At 58.0% G+C, this 15,578-nt stretch carries 11 protein-coding genes and 2 pseudogenes; 6 read left to right on the top strand and 7 right to left on the bottom strand.

The genetic code is table 11. The features are described 5' to 3' along the window. Positions 1 to 198 precede the first annotated feature (198 nt). The 3 genes and pseudogenes from EYC95_RS21780 to EYC95_RS21770 form a co-directional block, all read right to left on the bottom strand. Positions 199 to 687, bottom strand: a pseudogene (locus EYC95_RS21780) (cupin domain-containing protein). Between the two features lie 208 nt (positions 688 to 895). Then, entirely contained in the window at positions 896 to 1,093 is a 198-nt protein-coding gene (locus tag EYC95_RS21775; RefSeq protein WP_007949127.1) for a YbdD/YjiX family protein, read from the bottom strand. Between the two features lie 15 nt (positions 1,094 to 1,108). Continuing rightward, positions 1,109 to 3,166 carry a carbon starvation CstA family protein gene (locus EYC95_RS21770; RefSeq protein ID WP_131062167.1) on the bottom strand — a complete coding sequence of 686 codons (2,058 nt, stop codon included), beginning with the start codon at positions 3,164 to 3,166 and terminating at the stop codon, positions 1,109 to 1,111. Between the two features lie 378 nt (positions 3,167 to 3,544). On the opposite strand from EYC95_RS21770, the gene EYC95_RS21760 reads away from it, so the two are divergent. Continuing rightward, positions 3,545 to 4,912, top strand: a complete 1,368-nt coding sequence (locus tag EYC95_RS21760; protein ID WP_131062165.1) for a cache domain-containing protein — start codon at positions 3,545 to 3,547, stop codon at positions 4,910 to 4,912. 33 nt (positions 4,913 to 4,945) lie between these two features. After that, positions 4,946 to 5,578 carry a response regulator transcription factor gene (locus EYC95_RS21755; RefSeq protein ID WP_131062164.1) on the top strand — a complete coding sequence of 211 codons (633 nt, stop codon included), beginning with the start codon at positions 4,946 to 4,948 and terminating at the stop codon, positions 5,576 to 5,578. Positions 5,579 to 5,587: 9 nt separating this feature from the next. Here EYC95_RS21755 and EYC95_RS21750 read toward each other — a convergent pair whose 3' ends face one another. Further along, positions 5,588 to 6,112: a transporter suffix domain-containing protein gene (locus EYC95_RS21750; protein WP_131062163.1), complete on the bottom strand. Its 525-nt coding sequence runs from the start codon at positions 6,110 to 6,112 to the stop codon at positions 5,588 to 5,590. A 116-nt stretch (positions 6,113 to 6,228) separates the two neighbouring features. Between EYC95_RS21750 and EYC95_RS21745 the strand changes: the two are divergent. From EYC95_RS21745 to EYC95_RS21735, 3 genes and pseudogenes are all read left to right on the top strand, one after another. Then, positions 6,229 to 7,770 (top strand): annotated as a pseudogene (locus tag EYC95_RS21745) (efflux transporter outer membrane subunit). After that, positions 7,763 to 8,902 (top strand): HlyD family secretion protein, encoded by a 1,140-nt coding sequence (locus tag EYC95_RS21740; RefSeq protein ID WP_131062162.1) that lies wholly within the window; start codon positions 7,763 to 7,765, stop codon positions 8,900 to 8,902. The pseudogene EYC95_RS21745 and the gene EYC95_RS21740 overlap by 8 nt, the downstream one beginning before the upstream one ends. Next, on the top strand, positions 8,892 to 9,917 hold the full coding sequence (locus EYC95_RS21735; protein WP_131062161.1) for a DUF2955 domain-containing protein: 1,026 nt from the start codon (positions 8,892 to 8,894) through the stop codon (positions 9,915 to 9,917). The genes EYC95_RS21740 and EYC95_RS21735 overlap by 11 nt, the downstream gene beginning before the upstream one ends. On the opposite strand, the gene EYC95_RS21730 is transcribed toward EYC95_RS21735, so the two are convergent. Further along, complete coding sequence (locus tag EYC95_RS21730) at positions 9,902 to 10,357, bottom strand: YMGG-like glycine zipper-containing protein (protein WP_131062160.1); 456 nt, start codon at positions 10,355 to 10,357, stop codon at positions 9,902 to 9,904. The genes EYC95_RS21735 and EYC95_RS21730 overlap by 16 nt on opposite strands. Before the next feature lie 224 nt (positions 10,358 to 10,581). On the opposite strand from EYC95_RS21730, the gene EYC95_RS21725 reads away from it, so the two are divergent. Beyond that, complete coding sequence (locus tag EYC95_RS21725; protein ID WP_131062159.1) at positions 10,582 to 12,969, top strand: DUF3772 domain-containing protein; 2,388 nt, start codon at positions 10,582 to 10,584, stop codon at positions 12,967 to 12,969. 98 nt (positions 12,970 to 13,067) lie between these two features. Here EYC95_RS21725 and EYC95_RS21720 read toward each other — a convergent pair whose 3' ends face one another. Further along, entirely contained in the window at positions 13,068 to 14,111 is a 1,044-nt protein-coding gene (locus tag EYC95_RS21720) for an alpha-xenorhabdolysin family binary toxin subunit B (RefSeq protein ID WP_131062158.1), read from the bottom strand. 28 nt (positions 14,112 to 14,139) lie between these two features. After that, complete coding sequence (locus EYC95_RS21715) at positions 14,140 to 15,339, bottom strand: alpha-xenorhabdolysin family binary toxin subunit A (protein ID WP_131062157.1); 1,200 nt, start codon at positions 15,337 to 15,339, stop codon at positions 14,140 to 14,142. Between the last annotated feature and the right edge of the window lie 239 nt (positions 15,340 to 15,578).

Genomic DNA, 15,578 nt, shown 5'->3' with positions numbered 1-15,578 from the left:
AGTGTTAGTAGTTGATAGCCTCGCATAATGGACGTTATGGATAAATTCAGCGCCGGGGCTTCGCAATTTTCCCGGCGCTAAATTCGTCGATTACGACGGCATAGCTACCATAACGTCATCGATATTACACGTAACAAAGTGTTTCGAGACTGACCCGGTTGTACGCAGATTTTGAAGCCCTCAATTCACCCCAGCTCCTCATTCTTGTGTCAGCACTCCAATCAGCTCCGAATACTCTGGAAACTGTACGCTGAGCTTCTGCCGATGACCCAACTCCATGTCGGCATAATCAAACCCAGGTGAAACCGATTCACTGATCAATCCGTATCCCGCCAATCCATCTGTCAGCCGCGAAGCTTTCCAGACACCGCCCGGTACGTGCAGCTGCAATTATTGCCCGGCAATAACGTCGCTGCCCATCACCACAGTTTTCCGCCGTCTGGAAAAATCAGGCTGTACTGAATTGCGTCTCCCAAACGGTAGTAATGCACGATGTCTGATTGGTTGAAATGAAAATGACCTGCCGGCGCATCTTTGGTCAGCAAATAGTAAATGGATGTCATCAGGTAACGCGGGCCGCTATCGGTTTCAACCATGGAAACCACCTTCCGTATGAGGCTCCAAATCCAGTGCTGCAATCAATCCTTCAGCGCCAGGAACAAGGGTTTTAAACACATTGCTGGTCATCTGGATTTAAGTTCGCTCAGGTAGTCCTTGCTGGACATCTTCGAGCTTGCGGCGGAATCATTTTTCTTTGTGCCTTTCTTGTCCTTGTTTAGTCCATGGTTAAAAATTTACAGGCGCCGAGGAAGCCGCTGAGGATTTGAAAAGGCAACGCAAAAAAATGTGGGAGCAAGCTCGCTCCCACAGGGATTGCATCAAACCGGCTGTTGCATCAACAACACTTCGGCCCGGCCTTGCTCCCGTAACGCGCTTCCTGGCGTTCCCGAAAGAACACTTCGTAGCTCATCACCGGTTTGTCCGGATGTTTGTTCTGCATATGTTCGACGTAGGTGTCGTAATCCGGCATCCCCACCATCAGGCGTGCGGCCTGACCGAGGTATTTGCCGAGGCGACTCAGGTCATTGAACATTGGCGCCCTCCTCCATCACGCTTGCGGCAGCGCCTGGAATGGCGCTTCTTTATCCGTACGCTCCTTGCTGCCCCAGGCGGCAATGCCGACCTTGAGCGCAAAGAACAGGATGCTGAAGACCACCAGCAGGAACAGCGCGGTGAGCGTTGCGTTGGTGTAGGCGTTGTAGATCACGTGATGCATCTGGTCGATGCTCTTCGCCGGAGCGAGGATCTGACCGTTGGCCAGCGCGTCGCTATATTTCTTGGCCAAAGCCAGGAAACCGATCGCCGGGTTGGCATCGAACAGCTTGATGAAGCCTGCGGTGGTGGTGCAGATCAGCAGCCATACCGCTGGCAGCATGGTCACCCAGACGTAGCGCTGGCGCTTCATTTTGATCAGCACAACAGTCGCCAACATCAGCGCGATACCGGCCAGCATCTGATTGGAAATACCGAACAACGGCCACAAGGTGTTGATGCCGCCCAGTGGATCGATCACACCCTGGTACAACAGATAACCCCACATCGCCACACAACCGGCGGTTGCGATCAGGTTGGCAGTCCAGGACTCGGTGCGCTTCAGGGATGGCACGAACGAGCCGAGCAAGTCCTGCAGCATGAAGCGTCCGGCACGGGTGCCGGCGTCAACCGCCGTCAGGATGAACAGCGCTTCGAACAGGATCGCGAAGTGGTACCAGAACGCCATGGTGTTTTCACCCGGCAGAACGTGGTGCAGGATCTGCGCGATGCCGACTGCCAACGTTGGTGCGCCACCGGCACGAGCCAGGATCGTGGTTTCACCGATGTCCTTGGCCACCGCTTGCAGCGCTTCCGGAGTAATTGCAAAACCCCAGCTGCTGATGGTCTGAGCAACCGAAACAGCATCCGAGCCGACAAGCGCCGCCGGGCTGTTCATGGCGAAATACACGCCCGGTTCGATCACCGAAGCCGCGACCATGGCCATGATGGCGACAAAGGACTCCATCAGCATGCCGCCGTAACCGATGTAGCGGGCATGGCTTTCGCTGGCCAACAGTTTCGGCGTGGTGCCGGAAGCGATCAGCGCGTGGAAACCGGAGACCGCGCCACAAGCGATGGTAATGAACAGGAACGGGAACAACCCGCCTTTCCACACCGGGCCGGTGCCGTCGATGAACTGGGTCAGTGCCGGCATTTTCAGGTCGGGCATGGTGATCAGAATGCCGATCGCCAAGGCCACGATGGTGCCGATTTTGAGGAAGGTCGACAGGTAGTCACGCGGGGCCAGAATCAGCCACACCGGCAATACCGCAGCGACAAAGCCGTAGCCGATCAACATCCAGGTGATCTGAATGCCAGTGAAGGTAAAGGCCTTGGCCCAGACCGGATCAGCGGCAATCTGCCCTCCGAGCCAGATCGAACCCAGGAGCAATAGCACGCCGACAATGGAGATTTCACCGATGCGGCCCGGACGGATGTAGCGCATGTAAATGCCCATGAACATCGCGATCGGGATGGTTGCCATCACCGTGAAAATGCCCCATGGACTCTCGGCCAGGGCTTTCACGACGATCAGCGCCAGCACCGCGAGGATGATGATCATGATCAGGAAGCAACCAAACAGCGCGATGGTCCCGGGGATGCGGCCCATTTCTTCACGGACCATGTCGCCCAGCGAGCGACCGTTGCGGCGGGTGGACATGAACAGGACCATGAAGTCCTGAACGGCGCCGGCCAGCACCACACCGGCAATCAGCCACAGCGTGCCGGGCAGGTAGCCCATCTGTGCGGCCAATACCGGACCGACCAAAGGCCCCGCGCCAGCGATGGCAGCGAAGTGGTGACCAAAAAGCACGTGTTTGTTGGTCGGCACGTAGTCCAGGCCATCATTATTGATGACGGCGGGCGTGGCACGATTGGGGTCGAGTTGCATCACCTTGGTGGCGATGAACAGGCTGTAGTAGCGGTATGCGACGAGGTAGATAGCGACTGCTGCGACTACGATCCAGAGGGCATTGATCGCTTCGCCGCGGCGCAGGGCCACAACACTTAGCGCAAACGCTCCCAGGACAGCCACGGCAAACCAGGCGAGGTGTTTAGCCAGACGGGGCATAGCGTGTCTCCTGCCGACAGCCAGTGACTGCGGCGGTAATTTTTATAATTGTGTCCGCGGTGCGGAGCTGGCCCAATATCCCCGCATGCCATCTACAAATAAATCCGCGTTACTACGTACGTGGCGTCTACGTAGTTCTACGTAGATGCCCTGATATCCATGTGGGAGCGGGCTTGCTCGCGAAAGCGGTGTGTCATTCAGTATTTTTGCTGGCTGACACACCGCTTTCGCGAGCAAGCCCGCTCCCACAGGGTTTTGCATGTTGGCTGACAGACGTGACCGCCGCAGGTCATTCCGTCCAGCACCGCTACTGGACGCGCGTATCTTTGGCATATGATGCCGGGCCTTCGCCTTCCCTCGGTCCGGTCAGGAGCCAAGATGCAGCTCAAACACAAAATCGTCGCGCTCGGGATTCTGCCGCTGGTGTTGGCGATCGCCGTGATCTGCGCGCTGGTGATTTCCCTGAATCGCCAACTCGGCGATCAACAGGCGCAGCTGATCGAAGACAGCATTCTGGCCAGCAAGCGTGCCGAGCTGAAAAACTACGTGGAAATGGCGCAAAGCCTGATTGCACCGCTGTACGACGACGGCCACGGGGACGAGCACGCCCAGCAACAAGTGCTGGAGGAACTGCGCAAGCTCAGCTTCGGCATCAATGGCTACTTCTTCGTCTACGACCGCGAGGGTCGCAGCCTGATGCATGCGCGCCAGTCAGAGCTGGTGGGCAAATACCTGTGGGACATGAAGGACCCTCACGGTTTGCCAGTGATCCAGGCGTTGCTCAAAAGTGCGCAATCCGGCGAAGGTTTTCAGCGCTACGCCTGGAACAAGCCCTCCTCCGGCCAGGTAACCGACAAACTCGCTTATGTGGTGATGCTGGATCGTTGGGGCTGGATGCTCGGCACCGGCATCTACCTGGAAGACGTTGAGCGCGCCACCCAGCAGGCGCGTGACGAAGTAGCTCAAGGCATTCGCAAGACCATGTTGGCGATTGCCGCAGTGGCCCTCGTGGCCGTGCTGTTTGTCTTCGCCAGTGGCATGACGCTCAACGTCAGCGAGCATCGTCTGGCGGACAAAAAGCTGCAGCGCCTGACCCAGCGTATCGTCAGCTTGCAGGAAGAAGAGCGATCACGGGTTTCCCGCGAGCTGCACGACGGCATCAGTCAGGTGCTCGTCTCCATTAAGTTTCAGTTCGAACTGGCCAGTCTTCTGCTGGAGAATGACCAGGCGCAAGACAAGGGCTTGAGCACGCTAAAAGACGCCACGGCACGCCTCGGCGACGCGATTGGTGAAGTTCGCAGCCTCTCCCACGACCTGCGTTCGTCGCTGCTCGACACCTTGGGTCTGCCGGCGGCGATCGGCCAACTCGCCGCAGAATTCGAGCAACGCAGCGGGCTCACCGTGACTTACGACGATAATGAGTTCGACTGTTACCTGGTCGATGGCGCAGCGGTGTCGCTGTTCCGGATTGTGCAAGAAGGCCTCACCAACATCGAACGCCACGCACAAGCGAAAAACGTTTCGATTACCCTGCACGGGTCGCAAGAAACTGTGCGGTTGACGGTGGTCGACGATGGTGTCGGATTCAACGTCGCCCAAGTTGAACGTCGCCATGCGGGCATTGGCCTGCGTAATATCCGTGAGCGTGTCGAACATTTTGGTGGACGTTTCGACCTGATTTCGATACCCGGAAGAAGTGAGCTGGACGTGCTGCTGCCGATGAAAATGCCCGGCGCAAAACGCTGACTCAGCCCATTACAACAAGAGTGAATACCCGCGATGAACCTGCCCTACCCGATCCGCGTCGCCCTGGTCGACGATCACTCCCTGGTCCGCGACGGGATCAAAGCGTTGCTCGCGGTCATGGCGCCCCTGGAAGTGGTAGGCGAAGCCGAGAGTGGCGCGGATGCCATCGATATGGTCGGGCGCTGCCAGCCAGACTTGTTGCTGGTCGACATCAGCCTGCGCGACATGAACGGGCTTGAGCTGACCCGTGTGTTGCGCAGCCAGTACCCGTCGCTGAAGGTCTTGGTGCTGAGCATGTACGACAATTATGAATACGTCAGTGAATCGGTTCGCGCCGGCGCCAGCGGCTATGTGCTGAAGAACTCACCGTCGCGGGAAATCATTGCGGCGATCGAAGCCATCGCCAGTGGCGGCACGTTCTACAGCGCCGAAATCGCCCAGCGGCTGATTGCCGATAAAAGCACCGACAACGAGCTGACACCCCGTGAAAGCCAGGTGTTGTACAAGATGGCACAAGGGCTGAACAACAAGGAAATGGCCCGCGAGCTGGACATCAGCGTGCGCACGGTTGAAACCCATCGCCTGAGCATCCGCCGCAAACTCAACATCGACAAACCCGCGGCCCTGGTCAAATACGCGATCGATCACGGGATCATCACGCGCTAGCGAACAGCCTCACACCGTACCTGGAATGACGACCTTTGCCGTGCGGATAAACAACGCCCGCACCTTGTCCCAGAAGTTGCCCCCCAGCACAAAAAAGCTGCCGATCAGCATGGCGTCGCCCAGCACCTGCAACTGCCACAGGTTCGGTCTGAGCCCAGCCCAGAATGTGTCGATGTAGGGTTCAAGAAAGGCCGAGATCAGCGGCAAACAAAACATCACGATACCGAGCCGATGACGAATCGGCCCTACTTCGGCATCGACAGACGGCGCAAGGCCGGACACGTAACCGAACAGCTTGCTTTTCAACTGCTGGAACCCGGCCTTGCCCATGACAGCAATGACGACGATCAGCAGGACTTTATTGCTGATGAACAAAACGCCGGTCAGCGCGGCGATTCTAGAGCCTGGAATGTCGAGCGCCGCGGCGATCGGCACCATCAGCCACGAGCCCAACATCAAGCAAATAATTGCGATGCCCACTTTGAAGCGCCAACCAGCGGAGTGGGGTTCAGCCTGACCTTGGGGGTTACTCATGAGTGTCCTGCCTATAAGTGATCGCAGAAGGTTTGAGGGTGCTTGAGAAGCTTAGCAGCCGGTTGCTCATTTGGACGGCTATGCTCCAGTGACCTTCCCTGGTTGGACGATACCCAATGCATCGAGGCCGTTCCCTGCTGAGGCTGCCAGGCCAACTCCTCTTGCTCGGCGTACTTGGCCTGAGTGGCTGTGTGAGGCTGGGACCGGACTTCCAGCCGCCGGGGGAAACCTGGGTCGAACAGTGGAACACCGCCGCCCTTGAACACGCCAGCCAACGCGGGACGAACCCGGATATTCGCCAATGGTGGCAGGTCTTCAACGATCCGCTGCTCAATCAGCTGATCGCCGAGTCGGATGCTCATAACGCCAGCCTGAAAATCGCCGGCCTGCGCGTGATGGAAGCCCGTGCCCAGTTGGGCATTGCGCAAAGCGGGCTGTACCCGCAGTTGCAGCAAGCCAGTGCTGACAGTCTGTACTTCAACCGCCGGCAATCCGGTGGCACCAATCCCCAGGACAGCCATTTCTGGCAATACAGCGCCGGCTTTGACGTTGGCTGGGAGCTGGACTTCTGGGGCCGTTTCAGCCGAGCCATCGAATCGTCCGACGCCAGTTACTTTTCGGCCCAGGCCAACTATGAAGATGTGCTGGTGTTGCTGCGCGCCCAGGTCGCAGACACTTACTTCTCGTTGCGCACCACCGAGGCGCGATTGCGCGTCGCCCGGGAGAACGCCAAACAGCAAAAACGCAATTTCGAGATCACCGAAAAGCTGTTCAACAGTGGGCAGTAAGCCGAACTGGACTTGCAACAAGCCAAAACCCAATACCTCGGCACGCTGAGCACCATCCCCAATCTCGAAGACCAGCTGCAACGAACCCGCAATGCCTTGGCCGTGCTGATCGGGCAACCGCCCGGCACGTTGCCGCAGGTGGCGGAGAACCAAGGGCTGATCCCGCTGGTCGATCGCGTCGTACTCCAGGATGTACCGGCCAATCTGCTGCTGCGCCGGCCCGATGTGCGTGCCGCCGAGCTGAGTGTCGCCGCCCAGTCCGCATTGATTGGCGTGGCTGAAAGTGATTTCTATCCGTCATTGACCTTGCTTGGCAGCATTGTCTGGTCGGCCGACACGCTCAACGGCACGTCCAGAAGCCTGGACCTGATCGGCGGCCCCAGCCTGCGCTGGAACCTGTTCGACCATGGCCAGATCAGCAACAACGTGCGCGTCCAGGATGCGCGGTTGCAGCAACTGATCGAGACGTATCGCGACAAGGTCCGCCAAGCCGCGCGCGAAGCTGACGATGCCGCCACGGGCTTGATCAAATCGCTGGAGCGCGAGCGCATCCTGAGCGAGGCCGAAGTCGCCGCGAAACGCTCATTGGTACTGGCCAGCGCGCAGTACCGCGAAGGTTACTCAGACTTTCAGCGCGTGCTGGATGCGCAGCGCGCACTGCTCGAACAGCAGGACAACTACCTGGTCGCCCGCAGCAACGCCGTGAGCAATCTGATTGCCCTGTACAAATCCTTGGGCGGCGGTTGGTACAGCGCCCAGCCAAAAGTCGATGATGCCACCCGACAGCAGATGGAAAAACGCAGCGACTGGGGCGACCTGTTGAGCGAGCCCGTCGCCCCTCTGCCCCACAAGGTAAACAGCCATGAGTGAAGCCGCGCAGCCTGTCCCCGAGGCGCACGCCCCCAAGCCTCCCGCGCCTGCCGCCGACCCGGCGAAAAAAGGCATCAAATGGGTGCTGTTCCTGATTCTCCTGAGCCTGGCGTGGTACCTGGCGGCCGATCGTTTCACGCCTTATACGCAACAAGCGCGGGTGGGTGCCTTTGTCATTCCGGTCGCCTCGGAAGTCGTTGGCCGGGTGATCCGGGTCAACGTGCGCAACAATCAGGACGTCCAGGCCGGCGACGTGCTGTTCGAGGTGGACCCGCAGCCGTACCAGATTGCCGTGGATCGGGCGCGCGCAGACCTTGAATCGACACGTCGGCAGATCGGCGCCAGCACCGCCGGCATCGCCTCGGCGCAAGCCAACTTGCGGGCCGCGCAGGCCAATGAACTCAAGGCGAAACAAGACAACCAACGCCTCGAAGGCTTGTACCGCGAAGACCCTGGCACCATTTCCGTGCGCTTGCTCGAAGTGTCTCGCGCCAACCGTGAACAGGCCGTCAGTCAGGTCGCGGCCGCCCGTGCCGAAGTGCAACGGGCGCGCGAACAAGAAGGCGGCAGCGAGGAAGACAACGCTCTGCTGCGTAGCGCCGCCACGGCGCTGTCAAAAGCCGAGCTGGATTTGTCCAACACGCAGATCCGCGCACGTTCGGCAGGGCTGATCACCGATCTGCGCACCGACGCCGGGCAGTTCGCCGCGGCCGGTGGCCCGGTCATGACCCTGATTGCCATCCATGATGTATGGATCAGCGCGGACATGACCGAAAACAACCTCGGTCTGGTGAAAGTCGATACCCCGGTGGCGATCGTGCTGGATGCGCTGCCGGGCGAAGTGTTCGAGGGACGTGTGCGCAGTGTCGGTTACGGGGTCAGCGTCGGGCAGACACCCGCGCCTGGCACCCTGCCCGGCGTGCAAAACAGCCGCGACTGGCTGCGACCGGCCCAGCGTTTTCCGGTGATCATCGAGTTCTCCGACGACGCCCGAAAAGCCTTGCGCGACAGCCGTGCCATCCGGGCCGGCGGGCAGGCCGAAGTCATGGCCTTCCCCACCCAAAGCAACCCGCTGAACCCGCTGGGCCACGTGTTTGTGGGGTTTATGAGCTGGCTTTCGTATGCCTACTAAACACACGCCCCGGGAACAGCGCGCATTGCGACTCGCCACCGGTACGGCGTTGTGCCTGGCCGCCAGCTTCGGCCTGGGATTACCGATCCCCTTTCTGGCGCCGGTGCTGTGCCTGATCCTGCTGGCTTCGATCAATCGTCCGCTGCCGTTCAAGGCGGCCGTAGTGCTCGCTCTGACCGCGATGTTGACCACGGGCCTCGGCCTGTTGTTGATCCCGATCCTGCGTTATTACCCCGTCACTGGCGTACTGCTGATCGGCCTGAGTCTGTTCCTGGTGTTCCGTTTCGGTCTGCGCGGCGGCAATGCCCTGATCGTGACCTTCCTGGTGATTGGCCTGACCATGATCTCCTCGGCAGGCGTGGCCGAATTCGATCTGGCGGCGATGGTCATCGGTGCCCTCGTCAAGGGTTTGCTGCTCGCCGCTGCGGTAGTGGCGCTCAGTCACGGGTTGTTCCCGGATCCACCGAACGCCCCTTCCCCGCCGCCCGCGCCCCCCTTGCCCGCCGAAGAAGTCAGTCGAGTGGCGCTGCGTGCAACCCTGATTGTGTTGCCGACATTCCTGCTGGCGCTGGTCGACCCGGCCGGTTATCTGCCGATCATCCTCAAGGCCGTCAGCCTGGGTCAGCAAAGCTCCACGACCAACGCCCACAATGCCGGTCGTGAACTCGTCGGCTCAACCTTGCTCGCAGGCCTGTTGGCGATCCTGTTCTGGAGCGCCCTCAGCCTGTTTGTGCATCTGTGGATGTTCTATTTGTGGATGCTGCTGTTCAGCCTGGTGCTCGCGCACAAACTCTATGCCCTGAGCGCGACCCGGTTCCCCCCGGGGTTCTGGCTCAACACGCTGATCACGTTGATTATCCTGCTGGGGCAGTCAGTTCAGGACAGCATCGCCGGCAAGGACGTGTACACGGCGTTTGCAGTTCGGATGGGGTTGTTCCTCGCCGTCACGTTGTATGCCTGTTTGATGGTTCATCTGCTCGAGCAGCGGCCGCAAAAAGCTCAGGGATTAACCTGATAGCCCTTGCCTTGCAGGCAACTGCTGTACGCCGTTGAGGTGGTCGCGGCACTGGTTTTCTCTTGTGCCCGACGCTCCTGGCGCTGACGCGAACCGCCCACCACCGAGCCCGCCACCGCCGTCTCTTTGGCACGATTCTGCCGATAGTCCTGCTTCGTGTCGTCATCGACGCGATCATAAAACTCGTCATGCTGACGCCCGCGGACTTGGGCCCCAGCCGCTCCGGCGGCAGCACCCGCAACAGCACCGCGCACTCGCCCTCCGGAAGCAGGCTGCGCGGTCGACGCGGCCTGACTGGACGCGATGCTATTGCATTCATTGATGTCCAGCTGGGTCTGTTGCGAACTCTGCCCTTTCATCGGAACGACCGTTGCAGCCCAACCCTGGGTGCAGGCAACCGCCAATGCGATGCTCAGGCTGATGGATGACACCTTGCTCATAATGACCTCCAACGCAGCCTGTCACTCGGCAAAAAAAAACTGGGTGGTAGACCGCTGATGACTGCTTCCGGGCTTGATTTGGCAACAAAGAAGTGTAGATCACGCGGCATCCACTCAGCGCGGTATTGCCTGATCCGGACGGTGAACAGGATTCTTTCCGATCGTTTTGGCGTGATGGCCTAACCTCATAGGTTGAGCGACCCACAACAGAGTCGAGCACTCCCATGCGTAATGCATTGAAGTTAATGATGTTCGTCGTGCTCACGCTGCTTGGAACCAATGGCGGAGCGCTGTCGGCCGCCGACCTGCCGGCGATGCCAACCCCTATGTCAGGCACTGCGCCTGTTGCAATCTCCCCAAGTGATCTGCAAGACCTGCAAATCCGCCTTGATCGAATCAAGCAACAGATTTCGCTGGCCAATAACCTGACCCAGATGGTCGGCCTGCAAGACTCCGTTCAGTTGTTTATCAATGACGTGAACAGCCTGCAGTCTTCTCTGCTGCCCGAGCAGAAGCAACTGCAAGCGCAACTGGATGTGTTGGGCCCGGTATCGCAGGAGGATGTCGCGTCCGAGAAAACGGATATTGCGACGCAAAGAGCCTTTCTCTCCGAACAAAAGACCAAAGTCGACTCCAATCTGAAAACTCTGGCGGCGCTCAGAAACAATGCCGCCGGCCTGATCATTCAAATCGCCGGCATTCGCCGCAGCCTGCTGGAAACCGAAGTCACGCTGCGCAGCGGCAGTATCCTGGGGCCGGGTTTCTGGGCGCCTTTGTTCAATCCGCTCAAGGAGGACCGCCAACGGCTGAGCGATTTCATCCAGCAGGCCTCCAGTGCAATCAAGGCCGCTTGGCAACCCGGCGAGCGCCTGTTTTCCGTCTTGTTGATCGTACTGGCCGTGGGCATCTGGTCTTGGGGCCGAAGAATCGCGGAGCGCGGGCTGACCTGGGTGTGCATTCATCGAATGCCGGAAGGACGTTTGCGGCGAAGTTCGCTCGCATTGGCTTCCGTCGTGGCCACGGTATTAGCCACCGCTTTTGCGATGCAATTGCTGTTTTATGCGTTGACTCGACAACTGCCGTTGACGCCCCTGATTCAGAACTTTGCCGATGAATTCGAAAAAGTCATCTTCCTCTGCACCCTGATTACCGGTCTGAGCCGGGCGCTGCTGTCGACGAAACATCCCTCCTGGCGACTGCCTGCGATCGCCGATCCCGTGGCACTGGCGATCCAGCCCTTCCCGAGGATATTGGCTGTCACGCTGCTGATTCTGGTAGGCCTGGCACAAATCACCAACGTCACTGGCATGAGCCCGCCCGCCATCCTCTTCGGCCGGGGTTTGATTGCGCTGGTGGTCACGCTGATTATCGGTACGTTGTTCCGGCGTGCCAGCAAAGTCCGCAGAGCCGTCGCTGCCACCGGAGAAGCGCCCGAATCGAGTACCACCGTCGCCGGCCTGATTTATTCATTCGCCGGTATCGCAATTGTTGTAGCGATGATTGCACTGCTGATCGGCTACATCTCTCTGGCACGATTCATCACCTACCAATTGGTCTGGGGTTTTATCATCCTTTCCGGCTTCTACTTGCTGATCCAGTTGTTCAGAGACAGCTGTGAGTACCTGTTTTCACCCAAGAGCCCCAGCGGCAAGGCGCTCAAACAATTGCTCGGGATCGGCGACGTGCGCCTTGAGCAAGTGTCGATCATTCTGTCCGGAGTCGGTCGCGCCGGTTTATTGCTGCTGTCGGTCATTTCACTGTTTGTCGGTGGCGTCGGCACAACGCTTGGGCAATTGTTCACCCAGACGTTCGCCATCCTCGGCGGCGATGGCCTGCGCAAACTGAACATCATTCCGGGCCACTTGCTGAATGCGCTGCTGGCCCTGTTCATCGGTATCTACCTGATTCGCTCACTGCGCCGATGGCTGGATAACGAGCTTCTGCCCAAGACAGACATGGACCCTGGCATGTGTGCCTCCCTCAGCACTCTGTTCGCCAATATCGGCTACGCCTTGGTGATTCTGCTGACGTTGTCATCCCTGGGCATCAAGTGGACCAACCTGGCGTGGATCGTCAGCGCCTTGTCGGTGGGGATCGGTTTCGGCTTGCAGGAAATCGTCAAGAATTTCGTCTCCGGGCTGATTCTCCTGACCGAACGCCCGGTCAAGGTGGGCGACCTGATCAGCATCAGCGGCGTCGAAGGCGACATCCGCCGCATCAACGTCCGGGCCACGGAAATACAACTCAGTGACCGCTCGATCGTCATCGTGCCCAACTCACAACTGATTTCGCAAAACCTGCGCAACGTCACCCTCGGCGGAAGCGCACAAGGGGTGGCGACACTTGAACTGGTGTTCCCGCTGGACATCGATCCCGAACAGGTACAAAACCTGCTGTACAGCACCTACGCCGAGCACGAAACCATCCTCGATAAACCGGCGCCGTTCGTTCGATTCAGCAAGCTGAGCCCCGAAGGCATCACGTTGACGGTCACCGGTTACGTCAGCAGCCCGAGAATCGTCGGCACGACCAAGAGTGATCTGTTGTTTGAAATTCTCAAACGGTTAGGTGCGGCTGGCATTGAACTGGCAAAACCGGCGGCTACGGTCTGAGATCAAAAGATCGCAGCCTCGTTTCACTCGACAGCTCCTACAGGGGAACGCGCACACCTGTAGCAGCTGTCGAGTGAAACGAGGCTGCGTTTAATGGCCTAGTTGATCATCCTGCTGTTGTAATCCCCCGCCAGCCCTTCCAGATGATTTTTGTATCGTGTCAGGAGCCTGGCCAGCCCGGCCTGGTTATAGTCCAGGTTTTTCAGTGTCTCAAGGTGCATTGAAAACCCCCGCCACACACCCGCCACGACGATGATCTCTTCACCCGCGATCCTGCGTCGGCGGCATATTTCCAAGACGGCGCTGATGTCGGAAAAGAGATCTTCGGCGGCCTGAAGCTCGTTATTGAGCCCTTCGACCAACCGCCCCATTGACTCAATCTCCAGGTCCAGATTGTTTCGCGAAGTCGCAAGCTGAGTGTATTTGATCCCGTCAGAGACGACTCCCAACACCTTCCTGACCAGTTCAATGCCCTGTTTGACGGCTTCCTTTTTCGGATTGGACATGTCCAGATCGTCCAGTGCTTTTGCGTCCGGAATGTAATTCTTGTACATGTCGGCCAGGTTGAACTCGCGAATCACGTCCTGCGCCTTGATCAGCGTGTCCCGCTGTTCCTCGCACGTCGCTTTATTGAGGTGGTGATCATTGAGTTGGGTCAGAATCCGGGCTTTGCGGTCTCGTGCGACCTTCAGCGGTTCATCCGCGCGCTCACCGATTTCGATCTTGTAAAGGCTTTGTACTTCACTCTCAAGCAGCCGCGAGCGCGCGATAAATTTCGCCTCGACGCCCTCCAGCATCGTATTGATGTTGCCTTTGACATTGGCCAGTTCGTCGGCCACCAGCGCCCGATCTTCCGGTGTCAGGTCATGTCTGGCCAAGGCGCCATTCAACTCATCAAGCACTTCAAACCCGTGTTGCCCGAAAGCGCTATTCAGTGCGGTCAGCAAGACCGGAAATGATTCACGCAGGGCGGTATCGATATTGTTCAAATACGCGACCACACGGTGGGCTCGCTCTTGCAGCACGTCCGGCCGTTCATTTCTGAAGTTCGCCAGCCTGGAGATGTCACGGATGGCTTGAATGATGTTTTTTACGTCAATGACCGGAATAACCGGCGCGTCGATCGGCGTCACGTTGCTCATGGCAATAATCCTTTTGTCCGCGGGCAAATCAGTTGAAGGTTTTTTTGTATTCTTCGAGGGCTTCGTTAAACACCGCCACCAAGTCACCGGCAGTGTTCTTAACGTCACGCCACGGATCGATCACCTGCGCGAATTCGGCGACAAATGAGGTCAGGCGCAAGGCGTTGTTGATGCGCCCGAACTGATCGGCCGATGAATCAACCTTGCTCAGGATGGTTTGCCACATTGTGTTCAAGATATTGAGTGCCGCTTCAGCGCCGGCCATGCGGATGCCGATATCACCAAAGTTGGACATGGAACTTTCGATGGCGCTCTGCAAGTTCTCTTTGCCACTGACGGCCCGCTCCAGCGCGTCGATTTCGGTTTTCAGGGCATTGCGCTCTTTACGGGCAGTCTCCGCTTTCGGGCCGAAGATGGAACCTGAAATCGGCCAGAAAATCGGCAGGCCTCCCGAGAACGACATGCCGACGTAATAGTCGTAATCCTTGTCGAGCTGGGTGATCCGCTCCTTCTTTTCCTTGATCGTTTCTTTGGTACTGGCGATGGATTCGAGCAAGTTGTTGCGTTCCATCAAGTCGTACTTGCCCTTCACTTCGGACTGCAAGCCAAAGACCCGTTTACCGCCGGACAGCTCTCCGCCAGACAACTCGATCTTGAAATTGGACAAGCGATCTTTCAGCTCCTGGGTCGCGCTTTGCTGGCGTTTGATATCGACTTTCATCAGTTCGATGATTTCGGTCACGGCGGACGCCACTTCACCGTCGTCAGACGTATAACGGATGCCTTCGAGATCGTTCTGGCTCATCTCGCCCAACGTCGTCCTGACGCGATCCATGATGGGCATTTCCTTGATGACAGAGATGATCTCGCTGCCACTGCTGACGATGTTTTTGGCCGCGGAACTCAGGTCAATACTTTGCTGGACGATTTTGTTTTCCACCGCATCCCAACTGGCGGCATGAATTCTGATCTTCTTGAACAACACCTGGATATCGCCGGGTTCCAGACCAGCGATGTCCACGTGGGTGTACTTCAGGTATGACTCAACCTCCGGCAACTCGCTGGGCAGCGCGAGGCCTTTCTTTACATACTGCTTTATCTGGATCACGTCTTCTTTGGTAAAGATTCCGGCACTACGGGCCACGCCGGGAAACTCTCCCGAGATAAGTTGAAGTACCGCTTTGGGAAGGTCATGGCTACTTTCTGATTTATTCAACAGCACAGTCATTTTGTTTGCCTCGGTTCGTTAAAATCGATACACGACTTGTATCGACGAGCAGAAACCTAGATGACCTTTGCGCCTGACTCAAATCAACTCAAATACAATACAGATAGCGTAACCAACTGATATTTAACGAATAAAAATTAGGATTGAAGAATCCTGCAACATCGAGCGACACTTGCAGGAAATAGCCTACAGACGCGGATTATAGAAAACACCTGAACACGTACAAGAATTTCAAGTTT

The sequence above is a fragment of the Pseudomonas sp. BGI-2 genome, from assembly GCF_004310295.1.
GTDB lineage: Bacteria > Pseudomonadota > Gammaproteobacteria > Pseudomonadales > Pseudomonadaceae > Aquipseudomonas.
Note: the sequence above shows the minus strand (reverse complement) of the source record. Positions and strands in the feature narration are given on the sequence as shown.